General features: G+C 55.4%; 16 protein-coding genes. 12 read left to right on the top strand and 4 right to left on the bottom strand.

The window, feature by feature from the left end; all coding sequences use genetic code 11:
• Positions 1–17 precede the first annotated feature (17 nt).
• Both AC6I8R_RS16400 and rlmM read left to right on the top strand, forming a co-directional pair.
• A complete protein-coding gene (locus AC6I8R_RS16400; RefSeq protein ID WP_021184555.1) occupies positions 18–413 on the top strand; it encodes a DUF423 domain-containing protein in 396 nt (131 codons plus the stop codon).
• Positions 406–1,506 (top strand): 23S rRNA (cytidine(2498)-2'-O)-methyltransferase RlmM, encoded by a 1,101-nt coding sequence (gene rlmM / locus AC6I8R_RS16395; protein WP_021184554.1) that lies wholly within the window; start codon positions 406–408, stop codon positions 1,504–1,506. The genes AC6I8R_RS16400 and rlmM overlap by 8 nt, the downstream gene beginning before the upstream one ends.
• Positions 1,507–1,581: 75 nt before the next feature.
• On the opposite strand, the gene xni is transcribed toward rlmM, so the two are convergent.
• The 3 genes from xni to queF all read right to left on the bottom strand — a co-directional run bounded on the left by xni (position 1,582) and on the right by queF (position 4,790).
• Positions 1,582–2,358: a flap endonuclease Xni gene (gene xni / locus AC6I8R_RS16390; RefSeq protein ID WP_415174793.1), complete on the bottom strand. Its 777-nt coding sequence runs from the start codon at positions 2,356–2,358 to the stop codon at positions 1,582–1,584.
• A 35-nt stretch (positions 2,359–2,393) separates the two neighbouring features.
• Positions 2,394–3,758 carry a nucleotide 5'-monophosphate nucleosidase PpnN gene (gene ppnN, locus AC6I8R_RS16385; RefSeq protein ID WP_497832589.1) on the bottom strand — a complete coding sequence of 455 codons (1,365 nt, stop codon included), beginning with the start codon at positions 3,756–3,758 and terminating at the stop codon, positions 2,394–2,396.
• Positions 3,759–3,944: 186 nt separating this feature from the next.
• Positions 3,945–4,790 (bottom strand): NADPH-dependent 7-cyano-7-deazaguanine reductase QueF, encoded by an 846-nt coding sequence (gene queF / locus AC6I8R_RS16380; protein WP_021184551.1) that lies wholly within the window; start codon positions 4,788–4,790, stop codon positions 3,945–3,947.
• Between the two features lie 62 nt (positions 4,791–4,852).
• Here queF and syd point away from each other — a divergent pair, with 62 nt between their 5' ends.
• From syd to AC6I8R_RS16360, 4 genes are all read left to right on the top strand, one after another.
• Positions 4,853–5,401 carry a SecY-interacting protein gene (syd, locus tag AC6I8R_RS16375; RefSeq protein ID WP_036626560.1) on the top strand — a complete coding sequence of 183 codons (549 nt, stop codon included), beginning with the start codon at positions 4,853–4,855 and terminating at the stop codon, positions 5,399–5,401.
• Between the two features lie 589 nt (positions 5,402–5,990).
• Complete coding sequence (locus tag AC6I8R_RS16370; RefSeq protein ID WP_415174792.1) at positions 5,991–6,320, top strand: YqcC family protein; 330 nt, start codon at positions 5,991–5,993, stop codon at positions 6,318–6,320.
• A complete protein-coding gene (gene truC, locus AC6I8R_RS16365) occupies positions 6,320–7,099 on the top strand; it encodes a tRNA pseudouridine(65) synthase TruC (RefSeq protein ID WP_021184549.1) in 780 nt (259 codons plus the stop codon). The genes AC6I8R_RS16370 and truC overlap by 1 nt, the downstream gene beginning before the upstream one ends.
• Positions 7,100–7,110: 11 nt before the next feature.
• Positions 7,111–7,557, top strand: coding sequence for a flavodoxin (locus tag AC6I8R_RS16360; RefSeq protein ID WP_208723723.1), 447 nt, complete (start codon positions 7,111–7,113; stop codon positions 7,555–7,557).
• A 78-nt stretch (positions 7,558–7,635) separates the two neighbouring features.
• On the opposite strand, the gene garD is transcribed toward AC6I8R_RS16360, so the two are convergent.
• A complete protein-coding gene (gene garD / locus AC6I8R_RS16355; protein ID WP_497832588.1) occupies positions 7,636–9,195 on the bottom strand; it encodes a galactarate dehydratase in 1,560 nt (519 codons plus the stop codon).
• Positions 9,196–9,705: 510 nt separating this feature from the next.
• Between garD and AC6I8R_RS16350 the strand changes: the two genes are divergently transcribed.
• From AC6I8R_RS16350 to AC6I8R_RS16325, 6 genes are all read left to right on the top strand, one after another.
• The gene (locus AC6I8R_RS16350) at positions 9,706–11,052 is read left to right on the top strand and encodes an MFS transporter (protein WP_415173452.1); all 1,347 of its coding nucleotides are present in this window, start codon (positions 9,706–9,708) and stop codon (positions 11,050–11,052) included.
• A gap of 9 nt (positions 11,053–11,061) precedes the next feature.
• Positions 11,062–12,408 (top strand): enolase C-terminal domain-like protein, encoded by a 1,347-nt coding sequence (locus AC6I8R_RS16345; protein WP_497832587.1) that lies wholly within the window; start codon positions 11,062–11,064, stop codon positions 12,406–12,408.
• 10 nt (positions 12,409–12,418) lie between these two features.
• On the top strand, positions 12,419–13,750 hold the full coding sequence (gene gudD / locus AC6I8R_RS16340) for a glucarate dehydratase (protein ID WP_415173453.1): 1,332 nt from the start codon (positions 12,419–12,421) through the stop codon (positions 13,748–13,750).
• Positions 13,751–13,776: 26 nt separating this feature from the next.
• Positions 13,777–14,547: a 2-dehydro-3-deoxyglucarate aldolase gene (gene garL, locus AC6I8R_RS16335; protein ID WP_021184542.1), complete on the top strand. Its 771-nt coding sequence runs from the start codon at positions 13,777–13,779 to the stop codon at positions 14,545–14,547.
• 19 nt (positions 14,548–14,566) lie between these two features.
• Positions 14,567–15,451: a 2-hydroxy-3-oxopropionate reductase gene (garR, locus tag AC6I8R_RS16330; RefSeq protein ID WP_021184541.1), complete on the top strand. Its 885-nt coding sequence runs from the start codon at positions 14,567–14,569 to the stop codon at positions 15,449–15,451.
• Positions 15,452–15,536: 85 nt separating this feature from the next.
• Entirely contained in the window at positions 15,537–16,676 is a 1,140-nt protein-coding gene (locus tag AC6I8R_RS16325; RefSeq protein WP_497832586.1) for a glycerate kinase, read from the top strand.
• Positions 16,677–16,720 lie beyond the last annotated feature (44 nt).

Raw genomic sequence — 16,720 nt, 5'->3', positions numbered from 1 at the left:
ACTCTGAGGATTGTTTGATGTCCAGTCGTGCGATGTTTATTTTTGCAGCCATTAGCGGTTTCACGCTGGTGGCTTTTGGTGCTTTTGGTGCCCATGTGTTGAGTAAATCCCTTGGCCCAGCTGAGATGGCGTGGATTCATACCGGCCTTGAGTATCAGGCCTATCATACGCTGGCGATTATCGGTCTTGCATCGGCGATGTTGCGCCGTGCCAATATCTGGTTTTACTGGAGCAGCGCGGCGTTAGCCTTGGGCACCGTGTTGTTCAGCGGCAGCCTCTATTGCCTGGCGCTGTCGCATCTGAAGTTTTGGGTATTTGTAACGCCAGTCGGTGGCTTTGGCTTCCTGATTGGCTGGTTTTTGATGTTGATTGGCGCACTGCGTCTGAAACGAAAGGCAGAACGCCATGAATAAAGTTTTACTCTATTGCCGTCCCGGCTTTGAGAAAGAGTGTGCGGCAGAGATCAGTGCGAAAGCGGCTGAGCGTGAGATCTATGGTTTCCCGCGCGTAAAAGATGATGCCGGTTATGTGTTATTTGAGTGCTACCAACAGGAAGATGCAGAAAAACTGATCAGCCAGTTGCCGTTTGCTGAACTGATTTTTGCCCGCCAGATGGTGGTGGTGGGTGAGTTGCTGCGTGATTTGCCGCCAGAAGATCGTATTTCACCGATTGTCGGTATGCTGACGGGCGTGGTGGAGAAGGGCGGTGAATTGCGTGTTGAAGTGCCGGACACGAATGAAGCCAAAGAGCTGACCAAATTCTGCCGCAAATTTACCGTACCGCTGCGTGCCAGCCTGCGTGAAAATAAAATTCTGCTCAACTACGAAAGCCCGAAGCGTCCAGTGGTGCATGTGTTCTTTATTGCGCCCGGCACCTGTTATGTCGGCTACTCATTGCCGCAGAATAACTCGCCGTTCTATATGGGCATTCCGCGTCTGAAGTTCCCGGCCGATGCGCCGAGCCGTTCCACTTTAAAACTGGAAGAGGCGTTTCACGTCTTTATCCCGGCTGACGAATGGGATGAACGTTTGGGCAGTGGGATGTGGGCGGTTGACCTGGGCGCATGCCCCGGCGGCTGGACTTATCAGTTGGTGAAACGCAGCATGATGGTGTATGCGGTTGATAATGGCCCAATGGCTCCGAGCCTGATGGATACCGGGCAGGTTACGCATTGCCGTGAAGATGGTTTCCGTTTCCGCCCACCGCGTAACAACATCAGTTGGCTGGTGTGCGACATGGTGGAGAAGCCGGTGCGCGTTGCCAGCCTGATGAGCGAATGGCTGGTCAATGGCTGGTGCCGCGAGGCGATCTTTAACCTCAAGCTGCCGATGAAAAAGCGCTACGAAGAGGTGACGCAAAATCTGGCAATGATCGATGCCACCCTGAAAGAGCATGGTATTAATGCGCAGATTCAGGCGCGTCAGCTCTATCATGATCGCGAAGAAGTGACGGTGCATGTGCGCCGTATCTGGGCCGCCGTCGGTGGTCGCCGCGACGAACGCTAAGTTTGCGATGCACGTAGCGGCGCGATTTATCGCGCTGGTGTTGAAAGGCGCGCGATAAATCGCGCCGCTACAAATTTATGTCGATGAGCCACCTGATTGGTGGTTGTATCGCAGCGTATTCAGATTGCCCTGCAATACCAGGTCCCGCTTCAATGTTGAGACCTGGCGGCAAATCTCTGCCATATCACGCTGTGCCTGCAATTTCCCCTGCCACTTTGTTGGCACTTGATCCCACTGCTGGTAAATCGCTTCCAGCGAACCAAATTGCGCAATCAGTTCCCGCGCACTTTTCGGGCCGATGCCCGCCACTCCGGGAATCTTGCTGCTGCTGATGCCACACAATCCCCAGTAATCCGCCAATTGACCGGGTGTGACGCCGAACTCTTGTTCGATAAAGGGGACGTCCAGCCAGCGTTTCTGGAAGTAATCGCGAATGCGGATATTCGGGGCCAGCAGTTGGCAATAACCTTTGTCTGTCGAAACGATGGTTGCCTGATGTCCGGCATCAGCCATTTTGACCGCCAGCGTGGCGGCCAGATCATCGGCTTCGTCCAAATCGGCGATCCAGCAACTGACCCCTGCCGCCTGAAACGCTTGTTGGATGGCAGGCATTTCCGACTGCAAATCATCCGGCATCGGTGGACGGCCCGCCTTGTAATCCGGCAATAACGAATGACGCCAGCCAGGCTGGCGTGTGGCACTATCAAACACCGCGACCACATGTGTCGGGCGGGTATGACCCAACAACTGATGTAGTGCTGCCACGCAGGCATCGCGGCATGGTGAGCCCTGAACGGCATGTAAACGACGGATCAGGTTCAGGGCATCAACAATAAGAAGATGGAAAGACATGATGATAGCGGCAGCCCGCAGGCTGCCTTCCTGAGTTATTTGATGATTTCGTAGCAGGGGATATACGCGGTGCCCGGCAGTTTCATGCGGTGTTGGGCGACGAAGCCCTGTAGCAGTTCATCCATGCGGTGCATGATGTCCTGATCGCCATGAAGTTTGTACGGACCTTTTTCGCGGATCTCGCGAATACCCACTTCTTTCACGTTACCGGCGACAATGCCAGAGAAGGCTCGACGCAGGTCTGCCGCCAGTTTTTCTGCGGGTTGATTGGTATACAGGTTCAGGTTAGCCATATTTTCGTGGGTAGGCAGGAACGGCAGTTGCAGGTCCGGCACGATACGAATTGACCAGTTGAAGCTGTAAGCATCACCGGTTTCACGACGATACTCTTTCACCTGCGGCATTGCGTGCTTCATCAGGCGGGCCACTTCGGCAGCATCATCAATAATGATTTTGTAATGTTTGCGCGCACTTTCGCCCAGCGTGTTGACAATAAAATCATCCAGAACACGGAAGTAATCAGCGCTCTCCTGCGGGCCGGTCAGAATCAACGGCAGTACCTGATCGCTATTCTGCGGGTTCATCAAAATGCCAAGCAGATACAGCAACTCTTCCGCGGTGCCAACGCCACCAGGGAAGATCACGATGCCGTGGGCAATACGCACGAAGGCTTCGAGACGTTTTTCGATATCCGGCATGATAATCAATTCATTGACCAGCGGGTTCGGTGGTTCAGCGGCAATGATTGAAGGCTCAGTCAGGCCAATAAAACGACTGTCGCGATAGCGTTGCTGTGCATGACCCACTGCGGCACCTTTCATCGGCGCTTCCATCACCCCCGGACCACAGCCGGTACAGATATTGAGTTCGCGCAGGCCAAGTTGTGTGCCGACGTTACGACAATACTGATATTCCACAGCGTTAATCGAGTGACCACCCCAGCACACCACGGTATTGGGATACTCACCGACGTGCAGCGCACGGGCGTTGCGCAGGATAGAAAAGACCAGGTTGGTGATATGTGCCGAGTCTTCAGCATCCAGATTCTGAAAGCGTTCGGCAGCGGAAAGCTGGCCATTCACAAACAGAATGTCGCGCAGTACGGCAAACAGGTTCGCCTGTAATGAGCGGATAATCCGGCCATCGACAAAGGCTTCTTCCGGTGGGTTGATCAGTTCAAGTTTAACGCCACGCTCACGGCGTAATACGTTGATATCAAAGCTTTCAAAGCGGGAAAGCAGTTCATGACTACTGTCGGTCTGACTACCAGAATTGAGCACCGCGAGTGAACAGTTGCGAAACAGTTGGTACAGGTCGCTGCTGGCGGTGCGTTTCAGCATATCGACTTCCAACTGGGAGAGCAGATCCATCGAGCCAAGAGGGCTAATATGAGTAATCAAGAGAACTCCTTTACACGCAAGCGCGTGACTGATGACGCTGTGCTTAACTTCCTGAGCACAGTGACGAATATCCCTGGTCGCGCACGGTTAGCCGCCCGCGCCTTGGACAGAGTAGCCTTGTCTGCGGTCAATGCTCAAGTGGAACCGCGCATCCGTGCCGCGGCCTGCGAGGTATCTCGCAATCTGTTACTGGCGAACCAGGCGGGAAAATCCCGGTGAGAAGGGCACATTGCTACGCCACGGGTTGATATCCAGCCCACCACGGCGGGTGTAACGGGCATAGACCGTCAGCGCTTCCGGTTGGCAAAAGCGTTGAATGTCGTTGAAAATGCGCTCAACGCACTGTTCATGAAACTCATTGTGCTGACGGAAAGACACCAGATAACGCAGCAGCGCTTCACGATCGATACGTGGGCCTTTATAGCGAATCATCACCGAACCCCAGTCAGGCTGGTGGGTGATGAGACAGTTAGATTTCAGAACATGGCTGACCAGCGTTTCTTCAATAATGTCGTGGCCAGCGGCCTGCGCCAGGTGATCGGCATTAAACGCATAGTCGTGAATCTCAATGTCCTGTTCATCGATCAGTTCACCGGTAAAATGACCGATCGGTTGGCCTTCGATTTCACCGAGGCGGAACAGCGCCACGCTAACTTCACCTTCAGCACAGGCGCTGAGATCACGCTCCAGCGTTTGGCGAACTTCCCCCCAGTCGGCGAAAATCGTCTGATTAAAACTGTTAAGATAGAGCTTGAAACTCTTGGACTCGATAAGATTGCGGCTCGCAGCGTTGAGTACCACTTCGCCTACCGCCACCTGTGGTACGCCTTTGCTGTTAAGCCAGGAGAGTTCGTACAGCGTCCAGATATCTGCGCCGTGAAAAGGCAGGTTGTCGGGAAACAGCCCCAGCGGTTCGCGATTGAGACTGCGTGGCACAGCCTGTAACAGCGAACGGTCGTAATGATCGACATACGCCGTGGGTTTACCCAAGGTCAGGCCGCTTAATACCTGATCCTGTTGTTCAGTAGACATAACGGTTACCACTAAAATCCATCAAAGTGGCTAAGTGTAACCTATCAGAAGCGAGAAGATGAATGATGCAGCAAACCGTGGATGCTCTGCGCGATTTTACCGCCCGATATTGTGACGAATGGCAGCAGCGCACCGGGCATTTACCTGCAAGCAGTGAACTGTTTGGCGTACCTTCCCCTTGTATACAGAGCACGGTGAATGATCGTGTGTTGTGGCAGCCACAGCCTTTTACCTTGCCTGCCACGCTGGCTGCGGTTGAGCGCGCACTGGAGATTGAGCTTCGGCCCGAAATCACCGCGTTTTACACCACGCAGTTTGCCGGTGATATGACCGCCCGTTTTCAGCAGCAGGATATGACCTTGCTACAGGTATGGAGTGAGGACGACTTCACGCGGCTACAGGAGAATTTGATTGGTCATCTGGTCATGAAGCGTCGCCTGAAGCAAAGCCCCACTTTATTTATCGCCACCACTGATTCCGAACAGGATGTCATCTCCCTGTGCAATCTTACCGGTGAAGTTATTCTTGAGCATCCTGGTAGCAAAAAGCGCGAAGTATTATCCCCAGAAATTAAGATGTTTCTTAATAACTTACAACCAGTTAGCGAGTAAATTGCAGACATTAGCCTGTATTGGTGTAAGAGATCTCTCACATAGCGTGTGAGAGATCGGCAAATTGTACTGAAGAATTCAGGAAGCCAGGCTTGTAAAAATATTGTGAATCATGAGTTTATGGCAGCAGTCCGAAAATAATTCGATAACTGACTGATGTAACGGCTTTTAGTACCTTGTTTACGCGATAGTTTCTGCCAGAATAGTCACCACTGGCAGGAAGCCACGGATTAAGCGATGTTCAGGAGAATGTCAGCCAGGGGGCTGGAGCGTAACGGAGTTTACGGCACACGGAAGGCTTCATGATGAAGCAGGACACTCAGGAGTGAGTCAGGGACACCTCCAGGACGGAGAATGAGAGCCACGCGGGATGTGGCGGGCCAGGATGCTAAGGACCAATGTCAGGATGACAAGCGAAGGACAGCACAGGAAAAGTTGTCACGGATGAGCAGGGAGCACAGCGGTGGCGGGATTGCTGCAAACGAACCGGGAGCACTGTAATTACAGTGCTCCCCTTTTTTTATGCGTTTTTTGAGCATCGCCCGACAAGTGATATGCTTGCCGCCCGATTTTTCTCTGGAGGTGGCGCATGTCGTCGCAACAACTTATTTTGCAGCGGCTACAGCAGGTCGAAGCGGTGATGCGCGAGCACGACCACTGGCAGACGCAATCCCCCGATGCGGCAGCGTTTGCCAGTACCCAACCCTTTTGCCTTGATACGCTGGCACCTCTTGAGTGGTTACAGTGGGTGTTGATCCCGCGTATGCAGGCGCTGATTGACGCCGGTGCACCCTTGCCGCAAAACTTCGCCGTAGCGCATTATTATGAAATGGCGCTTCCTCCCGGCACGCCGGGCCATCCTATGCTGTTGCTGACCTTACGCCAGCTTGATGCCTTATTTTCGGAACCCGCAGCCTGATGTTGGAAATTATTTATCAGGACGAGTGGCTGGTCGCGGTCAATAAACCTGCGGGTTGGCTGGTGCACCGGAGCTGGCTCGACCGCAAAGAAAAAGTAGTGGTGATGCAGACGGTGCGCGATCAGATCGGTCAGCACGTCTTTACCGCACACCGGCTCGATCGCCCCACTTCCGGCGTATTGCTGATGGGACTGTCGAGCGAGGTTGGCCGGCTGCTGGCTCAACAATTTGAGCAACATCAAATCCGCAAAACCTACCATGCCGTGCTGCGTGGCTGGCTGACGGAAAGCGGCACGCTGGATTATCCGTTGGTCGAGGAACTCGACAAAATCGCCGATAAATTCGCCACCGAACCGCGTGGCCCGCAACCGGCCGTCACCGACTTTCAGATGCTGGCCCACACCGAGATGCCTGTGGCGATTGGCCGCTATGCCAGCGCGCGTTACAGTCTGGTGGAGATGCAACCGCGCACCGGGCGTAAGCATCAGCTGCGACGCCATATGGCGCATCTGCGCCATCCCATTATTGGTGATACCACGCACGGCGATCTGCGCCAGAACCGTGGTGCGGCAGCAAATTTTGGTCTTGATCGCCTGATGTTGCATGCCAGTGCGCTGAGTCTGAATCATCCGGTGACAGGGGAGCCATTGGTGATTCGTGCCGGGTTGGATGCCGTCTGGCAGCAGATGCTGCATCAGTTTGGCTGGCAGGATCAGATCCCTGATGTTCCCAGGGTTGAGTTTGCCGATGAGGCAGTCCAGGATAAGCCAACAGAATAAGGAGCGGCTTGATGGCAAAGATTGGCATTTTTGTAGGTACGGTTTACGGCAATGCGTTGTTGGTTGCGGAAGAGGCGGAGCCGGTGTTGCAGGCGCAGGGTCATGAAGTGAAAGTCTTTGAAGACCCATCGCTGGCGCAGTGGCAGGATTATCAGCAGGATGTGGTGTTGATTATCACCTCCACCACCGGACAAGGCGATTTTCCCGATAGTATCGCCGGGCTGTACCATGCGGTGAAAGATCAACTGGGCTATCAACCTGACTTGCGTTACGGCGTGATTGCGCTGGGCGACAGCAGCTACGATAACTTTTGCGGCGCGGGTAAAACCTTTGATGCGCTGTTGCAGGAGCAGAGCGCCAAACGTGTCGGTGACCTGTTAACGGTAGATGCGACAGAAGATCCGGAGCCGGAATCCGTGACGACACCCTGGGTGGAAAACTGGGGTAAATTGTTGTAATTCCGTAGCGGCGCGATTTATCGCCAAAAATCCGCGCGATAAATCGCGCCGCTACGTGTTAATGCGTACCAGATTTTATCAGGTCACGGGTGCCGGATTGAACACCGCCAACTGATTGCGAATGCCCCAGCGATCTGACCATGTCTGCTTACGTGCGCTGGCAATATCCAGAATCAGTTCAAACAACCGCCAACCCACCTGCTCGATACTCTCCTCGCCGGTGGCGATGGTGCCCGCATTGATGTCCATCAGATCATGCCAGCGTTCAGCCAGTGCGCTGCGCGTAGCCATCTTGATCACCGGAATTGCCGCCAGACCATACGGCGTACCGCGACCGGTGGTAAATACCTGCAACGTAATGCCGGATGCCATCTGCTGTGTACCGCAGACAAAATCGCTGGCGGGGGTCGCCGCATAGATCAAACCGCGCCTGGTGGGTCGCTGTCCTGGAGACAGCACTTCAACGATCGGGCTGCGGCCTGATTTGGCAATCGATCCCAGCGCTTTTTCTACCACATTTGCCAGGCCGCCTTTTTTGTTGCCGGGCGAGGGGTTGGCGCTCCGGTCGGTTTGACCGAGGCTGAGGTAGTCGTCATACCATGCCATCTCTTCCAGCAGACGTTTGCCGGTCGCCTCATCGACCACACGCGGCGTCAGCAGATGGATTGCATCGCGCACTTCAGTCACTTCAGAAAACATCACTGTCGCGCCGCAACGTACCAGCAAATCAGAAGCAAAACCCACCGCCGGGTTGGCGGTGACACCGGAAAACGCATCGCTGCCGCCACATTGCATGCCGATGACCAACTCAGAAGCCGGGCAGGTTTCGCGCTGGCGTTGATTCAGTCGCTTCAGGTGACGCTCAGCGACCTGCAAAATCTCATCCACCATCGCGCCGAAGCCGACCAGACGCTCATCCTGCAAACGCACAATGTCGTTATCGTCCAGCGAAATGGCCTGTACATCGGGCGTGCCGGTGAGCAGGCGTTCCGGCTGTAATTTCTCGCAACCGAGGCTAACCACCATCACTTCGCCGCCAAAATTGGGGTTCAGCGCCAGGTTATGAATGGTGCGAATCGGTACCACTGCCGCCGGCGCGTTGATCGCCACACCACAACCATACAGGTGATTCAGCGCCACTACGCCATCAACATTGGGATAACGCGGCAACAGATCCCGCTCGATAATTTTCACCACGTAATCCACCACGCCCGCGACACAATGCACGCTGGTGGTGATGCCGAGAAGATTACGGGTTCCCACGCTGCCATCGGCATTGCGGTAGCCTTCGAAGGTATAACCCTCAAGTGGCGGTAAATCCGGTGGGACATTATTCGCCAGCGGCAGGCTGGCGAGAGGGGGCGCTTCGGGCAGCGCCACCAGCGACTCTTCAATCCAGCTGCCCTGGGCAATCGGACGCAGCGCATAGCCGATCACTTCGCCGTAGCGCACAATCGCGCCCTGCTCAGGAATATCAGCCAGCGCGACTTTGTGGCCCTGCGGCACATGCTCAGTCAGTTGCAGCCCATCGTCAAAGCGGGTGCCCGCAGGCAGCCCCTGGTTATTCACCACGATGGCGACGTTATCGCTATCGTGCACTTTAATATAAAGCGGTTTCTCGCTTAGAGGTCGGTTCATTGCTCACCTTCCATTCTGCCGCGCTGTACATGGCAACGCGGTGTCATTGATTGCTTCCGTCACGCCATCTTTTTTTGCCAGCCTTAGTATATGCAGGGGTATTACCCAATACATTGTGCAACTGACTGGCTTTTAGCGGTTTTATTGCGTCAGTTTGAGACGTTTCACCAAACACAAGTGAAGGGACTCACAAAGCGTCATAAGACTGTACGTTAATTAACCATTGTTGGGTTGATTTTGATGGTTCCGTGAGCCATGCCGCAGCGTTATGTGCAAACGCCATAAAATATGTATCCAGGTGATGAAATCATCGGGCTTTCTTCCAGTGTTTCGCTCTCCGCCTGTTCCTATACTGGCTCTCGTTATCCAACGTTAGGTTATTCGTCACGACGCATCATCGTATTGCCAATATAAAAATCGCCGTGTTTAACCGAACATCATTCTGATACCCAACGCGATGTGTATGCAGTCAGAGTGAATGTAGCTACCGCTATATTTCAGGAGTGCATCATGAATAGTTTTAGCCAGACAGCGGAAGCGGTGCAAAAGCGCACCAACGCCCGTTACTGGATTGTGGTGATGTTGTTTATCGTCACCTCTTTCAACTACGGGGACCGTGCAACGATTTCGATTGCCGGTTCTGCTATGTCCAAGGATATCGGCCTTGACTCGGTCGGTTTAGGATATATTTTCTCAGCATTCTCATGGGCTTATGTTATCGGCCAAATACCCGGCGGTTGGCTGCTCGACCGCTTCGGCTCCAAGCGCGTTTACTTCTGGAGCATCTTCACCTGGTCGCTGTTTACCTTCCTGCAAGGATTCGTCGACCTGTTCAGCGGCTTCGGCATTGTGGCTTCGTTGTTTATGTTGCGCTTCCTTGTGGGGCTGGCTGAAGCACCGTCGTTCCCTGGTAACAGCCGTATCGTTGCTGCCTGGTTCCCTGCGCAAGAGCGCGGCACTGCCGTGGCTATCTTTAACTCCGCCCAATACTTCGCCACGGTAATTTTCGCGCCGATTATGGGCTGGCTGACCTCGGAAGTGGGCTGGGCGCATGTGTTCTGGTTTATGGGGGGACTGGGCATCATCATCAGCTTTATCTGGCTGAAAGTGATTCATGATCCTAACGATCATCCTGGCGTCAACAAGGCTGAGCTGGAGTATATGGAGCAGGGCGGTGCGCTGATCAATATGGACAGCAAGAAGTCCGAGCACAAAGTTAGCTGGGGAGAGAAGTTCTATCAAATCAAACAGCTGCTCTCCTCTCGCATGATGTTGGGTATCTATCTCGGCCAGTACTGTATCAACGCCTTGACCTACTTCTTTATCACCTGGTTCCCGGTATATCTGGTGCAGGCGCGTGGTATGTCGATTCTGAAAGCCGGGTTTATCGCCTCCGTTCCAGCGGTATGCGGCTTCCTTGGTGGCGTATTGGGCGGGGTGATCTCCGATTACCTGATGCGTAAAACCGGTTCTTTGAACATTGCGCGTAAAACCCCGATTGTGGTCGGCATGCTGATGTCCATCAGTATGGTGATGTGTAACTACACCCAAACTGAGTGGGTGGTGGTGTTCTTTATGGCACTGGCGTTCTTTGGTAAAGGCATCGGGGCGCTGGGCTGGGCAGTGATGGCGGATACCGCGCCGAAAGAGATCAGCGGCCTGAGCGGCGGTCTGTTCAACATGTTCGGTAACTTCTCCGGCATTGTCACCCCGATCGCCATTGGCTACATCATTGCCACCAGCGGTTCTTTTGAAGGTGCACTGATTTATGTCGGTATCCACGCCTTCGTCGCAGCGTTCAGCTTCCTGGTGATTGCCGGGGACATCAAACGTGTCGAATTGAAACATCGGGCATAAGGACAGAGCATGAATACGCAAAGTACCCCGGTTATCACCGATATGCAGGTGATTCCGGTTGCCGGTTACGACAGCATGCTGCTCAACATCGGCGGCGCACACAGCGCTTGTTTTACCCGCAACATTGTGGTGCTGACCGATAGCGCCGGGCATACCGGTGTCGGTGAGGCGCCGGGTGGCGAAACCATTTATCAGACGTTGGTGGATGCGATTCCGCAGGTGAAAGGCCAGCAGGTGGCGCGTATGAATCGCCTGGTGCAGCAGGTGCACAAAGGCAACCAGTCGGCGGATTTCGATACCTTCGGCAAAGGTGCGTGGACGTTTGAACTGCGCGTCAACGCGGTGGCTGCGCTGGAAGCCGCGCTGCTGGATTTGCTTGGTCAGTGCCTGGGGGTTCCGGTGGCGGAGCTGCTTGGCCCGGGTCAACAGCGTGATGAAGTCGTGGTCCTCGGTTATCTGTTCTACATCGGCGATCGACGTAAAACCGATCTGCCGTATCTGAGCGGCGAAGCTGCCAGCCATGACTGGTATCACCTGCGCCATCAGGAAGCATTAACGCCGGACGCGGTAGTGCGTCTGGCGCAGGCCGCGCAGGACAAATACGGTTTCAAAGATTTCAAACTGAAAGGCGGCGTGCTGCCGGGTGAGCAGGAAATTGCTTCTGCGGTGGCGTTGAAAAAACGTTTCCCGGATGCGCGTATCACCGTCGATCCCAACGGGGCCTGGTTGCTTGATGAGGCCATCAGCCTGTGTAAAGGCATGGGGGATGTCCTGACCTATGCGGAAGACCCTTGTGGGGCTGAGCAAGGCTACTCTGGTCGCGAGGTGATGGCGGAGTTCCGTCGCGCCACCGGCCTGCCGGTGGCCACCAACATGATCGCCACCAACTGGCGTGAAATGAACCATGCGGTGATGTTGAATGCTGTCGATATCCCGTTGGCTGACCCGCATTTCTGGACGCTGAGTGGCGCGGTGCGCGTGGCGCAGTTGTGTGACGATTGGGGCCTGACCTGGGGTTGCCACTCCAACAACCATTTCGACATTTCGCTGGCGATGTTCACCCATGTTGGCGCGGCCGTACCCGGTAAACCCACCGCCATTGATACCCACTGGATCTGGCAGGAAGGCGACCAGCGTCTGACCAAAGAGCCGCTGCAAATCCGCAACGGCAAAATCGCCGTACCGGACAAACCCGGCCTCGGCATCGAACTGGACTGGGATCGTCTGCAACAAGCCAATGCGCTGTACAAATCTCTGCCGGCAGGCGCGCGCAACGACGCCACGGCGATGCAATATCTGGTTCCCGGTTGGTCGTTCGACCGTAAGCGTCCGGCCTTCGGTCGCAGCAAAGTTTAAGGAGCAGAAAATGAGTCAGACACCGAAAATTACATCCATGCAGGTCATCCCGGTGGCCGGTTATGACAGCATGTTGCTCAACCTGAGCGGCGCACATGCCCCTTTCTTCACCCGTAACATCGTCATCATTAAAGACAATGCGGGCCATACCGGAGTTGGGGAGATTCCGGGCGGCGAGAAGATTCGTCAGACGTTGGAAGATGCGGCAGCGCTGGTAGTACATAAAACCGTTGGCGAGTACAAAAACATTCTTAACCTGGTGCGCAGTACCTTTGCCGACCGTGATGCTGGCGGGCGTGGCACCCAGACGTTTGACCTGCGCACCACCATCCATGTGGTGACCGGGATTGAAGCGGCACTGCTCGATCTGCTCGGCCAGCATCTGGGCGTCAATGTGGCGTCGTTGCTGGGTGATGGTCAGCAACGCGACCGGGTAGAAATGCTGGGTTATCTGTTCTACGTCGGCGATCGCAAGAAAACCTCGCTTTCGTACCAGAGCCAGGAAAATGACAAATGCGACTGGTATCGCCTGCGCCATGAAGAAGCGCTGACGCCGGATACCGTGGTGCGTCTCGCGGAAGCGGCGTATGAAAAATACGGCTTCAATGATTTCAAACTGAAAGGGGGTGTGCTGCGTGGTGGTGAAGAGGCCGAGGCGGTCACCGCACTGGCGAAGCGTTTCCCACAGGCGCGCGTCACCCTCGATCCGAACGGTGCCTGGTCGCTGAATGAAGCGATCCTGCTGGGGAAACAGCTGAAGGGCGTGTTGGCCTATGCTGAAGACCCGTGTGGGGCTGAACAGGGCTATTCCGGACGCGAGGTGATGGCGGAATTCCGTCGTGCCACCGGGCTGCCTACCGCCACCAATATGATCGCCACCGACTGGCGTCAGATGGGCCACACCCTGTCACTGCAATCCGTCGATATCCCGCTGGCCGATCCTCACTTCTGGACCATGCAAGGCTCGGTGCGCGTGGCGCAAATGTGCCACGACTTTGGCCTGACCTGGGGCTCGCACTCCAACAACCATTTCGATGTGTCGCTGGCGATGTTTACGCATGTCGCGGCGGCGGCGCCGGGCGCGATTACCGCCATCGATACCCATTGGATTTGGCAGGAAGGTAACCAACGCCTGACCAAAGAACCGTTCCAGATCAAAGGCGGCATGGTTCAGGTGCCGCAGAAACCAGGTCTGGGTGTTGAGCTGGATATGGATCAGGTGATGCAGGCCAATGCGCTGTATCAGAAACACGGGCTGGGCGCGCGCGATGACGCTCAGGCGATGCAATTCCTTGTGCCCAACTGGACTTTTGATAACAAACGTCCGTGCCTGGTGCGCTAATTTTTTCCGTTACAGGAGTCAAGATAATGAGCAATACAGCCTGGCCGAATGCGTTTCGTCGCCGTTTGCTGGCAGGAGAAACCCTGATTGGTAGCTGGTGTGCGCTGGCCAACCCGATCACCACCGAAGTCCTGGGGCTGGCGGGTTTTGACTGGCTGGTGCTGGATGGCGAACACGCGCCGAATGACATCACCACCTTTATTCCGCAACTGATGGCGCTGAAAGGCAGCCACAGCGCACCGGTGGTACGTCCACCCTGCAACGAACCGATCATCATCAAGCGTCTGTTGGATATCGGTTTCTATAACTTCCTGATTCCGTTTGTTGAGACGGCGGAAGAGGCGACGCGCGCCGTGGCTTCCACTCGCTATCCGGGTGCCGGTATTCGCGGCGTGTCGGTATCGCACCGTAGCAACATGTACGGCACGCTGCCGGATTACAACGCCACCATCAACGACAACATCACGGTGCTGGTGCAGATCGAATCCCAACTGGCGGTGGACAACATTGACGCCATTGCTGCGGTGGAAGGTGTGGATGGCATTTTCGTGGGACCGGGCGATCTCTCTGCTGCGCTGGGTTATCTCGGCCAGCCTGCTCATCCGGAAGTACTGAAAGTCATTAAATACATTTTTGAACGCGCCAAAGCGGCGGGTAAGCCGAGCGGCATTCTGGCTCCGGTAGAAGCCGACGCCCGTCGTTATCTGGAATGGGGAGCCAGTTTTGTTGCCGTTGGCAGCGATCTGGGTGTTTTCCGCAACGCCACACAGGCGCTGTGCGACAAATTTAAGAAGTAACTGACCAAGGGGCAACGTAATGAAAATTGGATTTATCGGCCTGGGCATCATGGGCAAACCGATGAGTAAAAACCTGCTGAAAGCGGGCTATTCGCTGGTGGTACGTGACAACAACGCAGCAAGTGAAGCCGAGCTGGTTGAGCTGGGGGCTACAGTCGCGAAAAGCGCGAAAGAGGTGGCGCAGCTGGTAGATGTGGTGATCACCATGGTGCCAAACTCACCGCAGGTGAAAGAAGTGTGCCTGGGCGAGAACGGCATCATTGATGGTGCGAAACCCGGCCTGATCGTGATTGATATGAGCTCCATTGCGCCACTGGCCAGCCGTGAAGTCCACGACGCACTGGCAGTGAAAGGCATCAAGATGCTGGATGCGCCGGTCAGCGGCGGTGAGCCGAAAGCAATTGAAGGCACGCTGTCGGTGATGGTTGGCGGCGATAAAGCGGTGTTTGATCAGTGCTACGACATCATGAAAGCGATGGCGGGTTCGGTGGTCCACACCGGTGATATCGGTGCGGGCAACGTTACCAAGCTGGCTAACCAGGTGATTGTGGCGCTGAATATTGCCGCAATGTCTGAAGCGCTGTCGCTGGCGACCAAAGCGGGTGTAAACCCGGAACTGGTCTATCAGGCGATTCGTGGTGGTCTGGCAGGCAGCACGGTGCTGGATGCCAAAGCGCCGATGGTGCTGGACCGCAACTTCAAGCCGGGCTTCCGCATCGATCTGCACATCAAGGATCTGGCTAATGCGCTGGACACCTCGCATGGCGTGGGTGCGCAATTGCCGCTGACCGCTGCGGTGATGGAGATGATGCAGGCGCTGAAGGCCGACGGTCTGGGTACCGCCGACCACAGTGCGCTGGCCTGCTATTATGAAAAATTAGCGAAAGTTGAGATTACCCGGTAGCTCGCGCGTCCGGTATCGCTGATACCGGACAGCCAGGTTGCCTTAGCAGGACGGATTTCCGTCATCAACCGCGCTCGGATTGCCTATGAAAATCGTTATCGCACCGGATTCGTATAAAGAGAGTTTATCCGCCCTGGAAGTGGCTTCAGCGATAGAAGCGGGATTCCGCGACATCTTCCCTGAAGCTGACTACGTAAAAATACCGGTCGCCGACGGTGGTGAAGGCACGGTAGAAGCGATGGTGGCGGCAACGCAGGGAAGCATTGTCAGGCTGACGGTCACCGGACCGCTGGGTGAGCCTGTTGATGCGTTTTACGGTTTGTCGGGTGACGCCCGCACCGCGTTTATCGAAATGGCGGCGGCCAGCGGTCTGGAGCTGGTGCCAACCTCACGTCGTGACCCACTGATTACCACCTCCTTTGGTACTGGCGAACTGATCAAGAACGCGCTGGATCGTGGGGTGGGACATATCATCATTGGTATTGGCGGTAGCGCCACCAACGATGGCGGCTCGGGCATGATGCAGGCGCTTGGCGCGCGTTTGCTGGATCAGCAGGGCAACGAGATTGCCTACGGCGGCGGGGCCTTGCCACAGTTAACCCGCATTGAAATCGCTGACCTCGATGCGCGCATTCGGCAGTGTCGTTTCGAAGTCGCATGTGATGTGACCAATCCGCTCACCGGAGAACAAGGGGCTTCGGCGGTGTTTGGGCCGCAGAAGGGGGCGACACCCGAGCTGGTACAGCAATTGGATCGGGCGTTGGCGCATTACGCCGATATTATTCATCGCGACCTGGATATTGATGTGCTGCATATTGCGGGTGGCGGTGCGGCAGGCGGCATGGGTGCGGCGCTGCATGCGTTTTGCCAGGCTGACCTGCGTCGCGGTATCGAGATTGTTACCGAAGCGCTGGGCCTTGCCGAGCAGGTGCATGATGCCGATCTGGTGATTACCGGTGAAGGTCGCATCGACAGCCAGACCATCAACGGCAAAGTGCCGATTGGTGTGGCGCAGGTGGCAAAACGATTTAATAAGCCGGTCATCGGCATTGCGGGCAGTTTGACGGCCGATGTGGGCGTAGTACATGAACATGGGTTGGATGCCGTATTCAGCGTGTTGTTTGGTATCTGCTCGCTGGAAGAAGCGCTGGCGAATGCCGCGCAGAATGTGCGTCTGACGGCTCGTAACGTGGCGGCAACGATTAAGGTTGGCAACAGCCTGTAGCGGCGCGATTTATCGCGCCGGTTTTTCCCGTATCGCGCATGAAA

The sequence above is a fragment of the Pantoea sp. X-Soil-OKNW-713 genome (assembly GCF_059730685.1).
This window is presented reverse-complemented; position numbering and strand designations above follow the sequence as displayed.

Bases quoted from the DNA above. Each gene is read 5' to 3' on its own strand.
- garR (WP_021184541.1), top strand. From the start codon at position 14,567: ATGAAAATTGGATTTATCGGCCTGGGCATCATGGGCAAACCGATGAGT.
- gudD (WP_415173453.1), top strand. From the start codon at position 12,419: ATGAGTCAGACACCGAAAATTACATCCATGCAGGTCATCCCGGTGGCC.
- truC (WP_021184549.1), top strand. From the start codon at position 6,320: ATGTTGGAAATTATTTATCAGGACGAGTGGCTGGTCGCGGTCAATAAA.
- AC6I8R_RS16350 (WP_415173452.1), top strand. From the start codon at position 9,706: ATGAATAGTTTTAGCCAGACAGCGGAAGCGGTGCAAAAGCGCACCAAC.
- garL (WP_021184542.1), top strand. From the start codon at position 13,777: ATGAGCAATACAGCCTGGCCGAATGCGTTTCGTCGCCGTTTGCTGGCA.
- AC6I8R_RS16370 (WP_415174792.1), top strand. From the start codon at position 5,991: ATGTCGTCGCAACAACTTATTTTGCAGCGGCTACAGCAGGTCGAAGCG.
- AC6I8R_RS16360 (WP_208723723.1), top strand. From the start codon at position 7,111: ATGGCAAAGATTGGCATTTTTGTAGGTACGGTTTACGGCAATGCGTTG.
- AC6I8R_RS16325 (WP_497832586.1), top strand. From the start codon at position 15,537: ATGAAAATCGTTATCGCACCGGATTCGTATAAAGAGAGTTTATCCGCC.
- syd (WP_036626560.1), top strand. From the start codon at position 4,853: ATGATGCAGCAAACCGTGGATGCTCTGCGCGATTTTACCGCCCGATAT.
- rlmM (WP_021184554.1), top strand. From the start codon at position 406: ATGAATAAAGTTTTACTCTATTGCCGTCCCGGCTTTGAGAAAGAGTGT.
- AC6I8R_RS16400 (WP_021184555.1), top strand. From the start codon at position 18: ATGTCCAGTCGTGCGATGTTTATTTTTGCAGCCATTAGCGGTTTCACG.
- xni (WP_415174793.1), bottom strand. From the start codon at position 2,358: ATGTCTTTCCATCTTCTTATTGTTGATGCCCTGAACCTGATCCGTCGT.
- garD (WP_497832588.1), bottom strand. From the start codon at position 9,195: ATGAACCGACCTCTAAGCGAGAAACCGCTTTATATTAAAGTGCACGAT.
- AC6I8R_RS16345 (WP_497832587.1), top strand. From the start codon at position 11,062: ATGAATACGCAAAGTACCCCGGTTATCACCGATATGCAGGTGATTCCG.
- queF (WP_021184551.1), bottom strand. From the start codon at position 4,790: ATGTCTACTGAACAACAGGATCAGGTATTAAGCGGCCTGACCTTGGGT.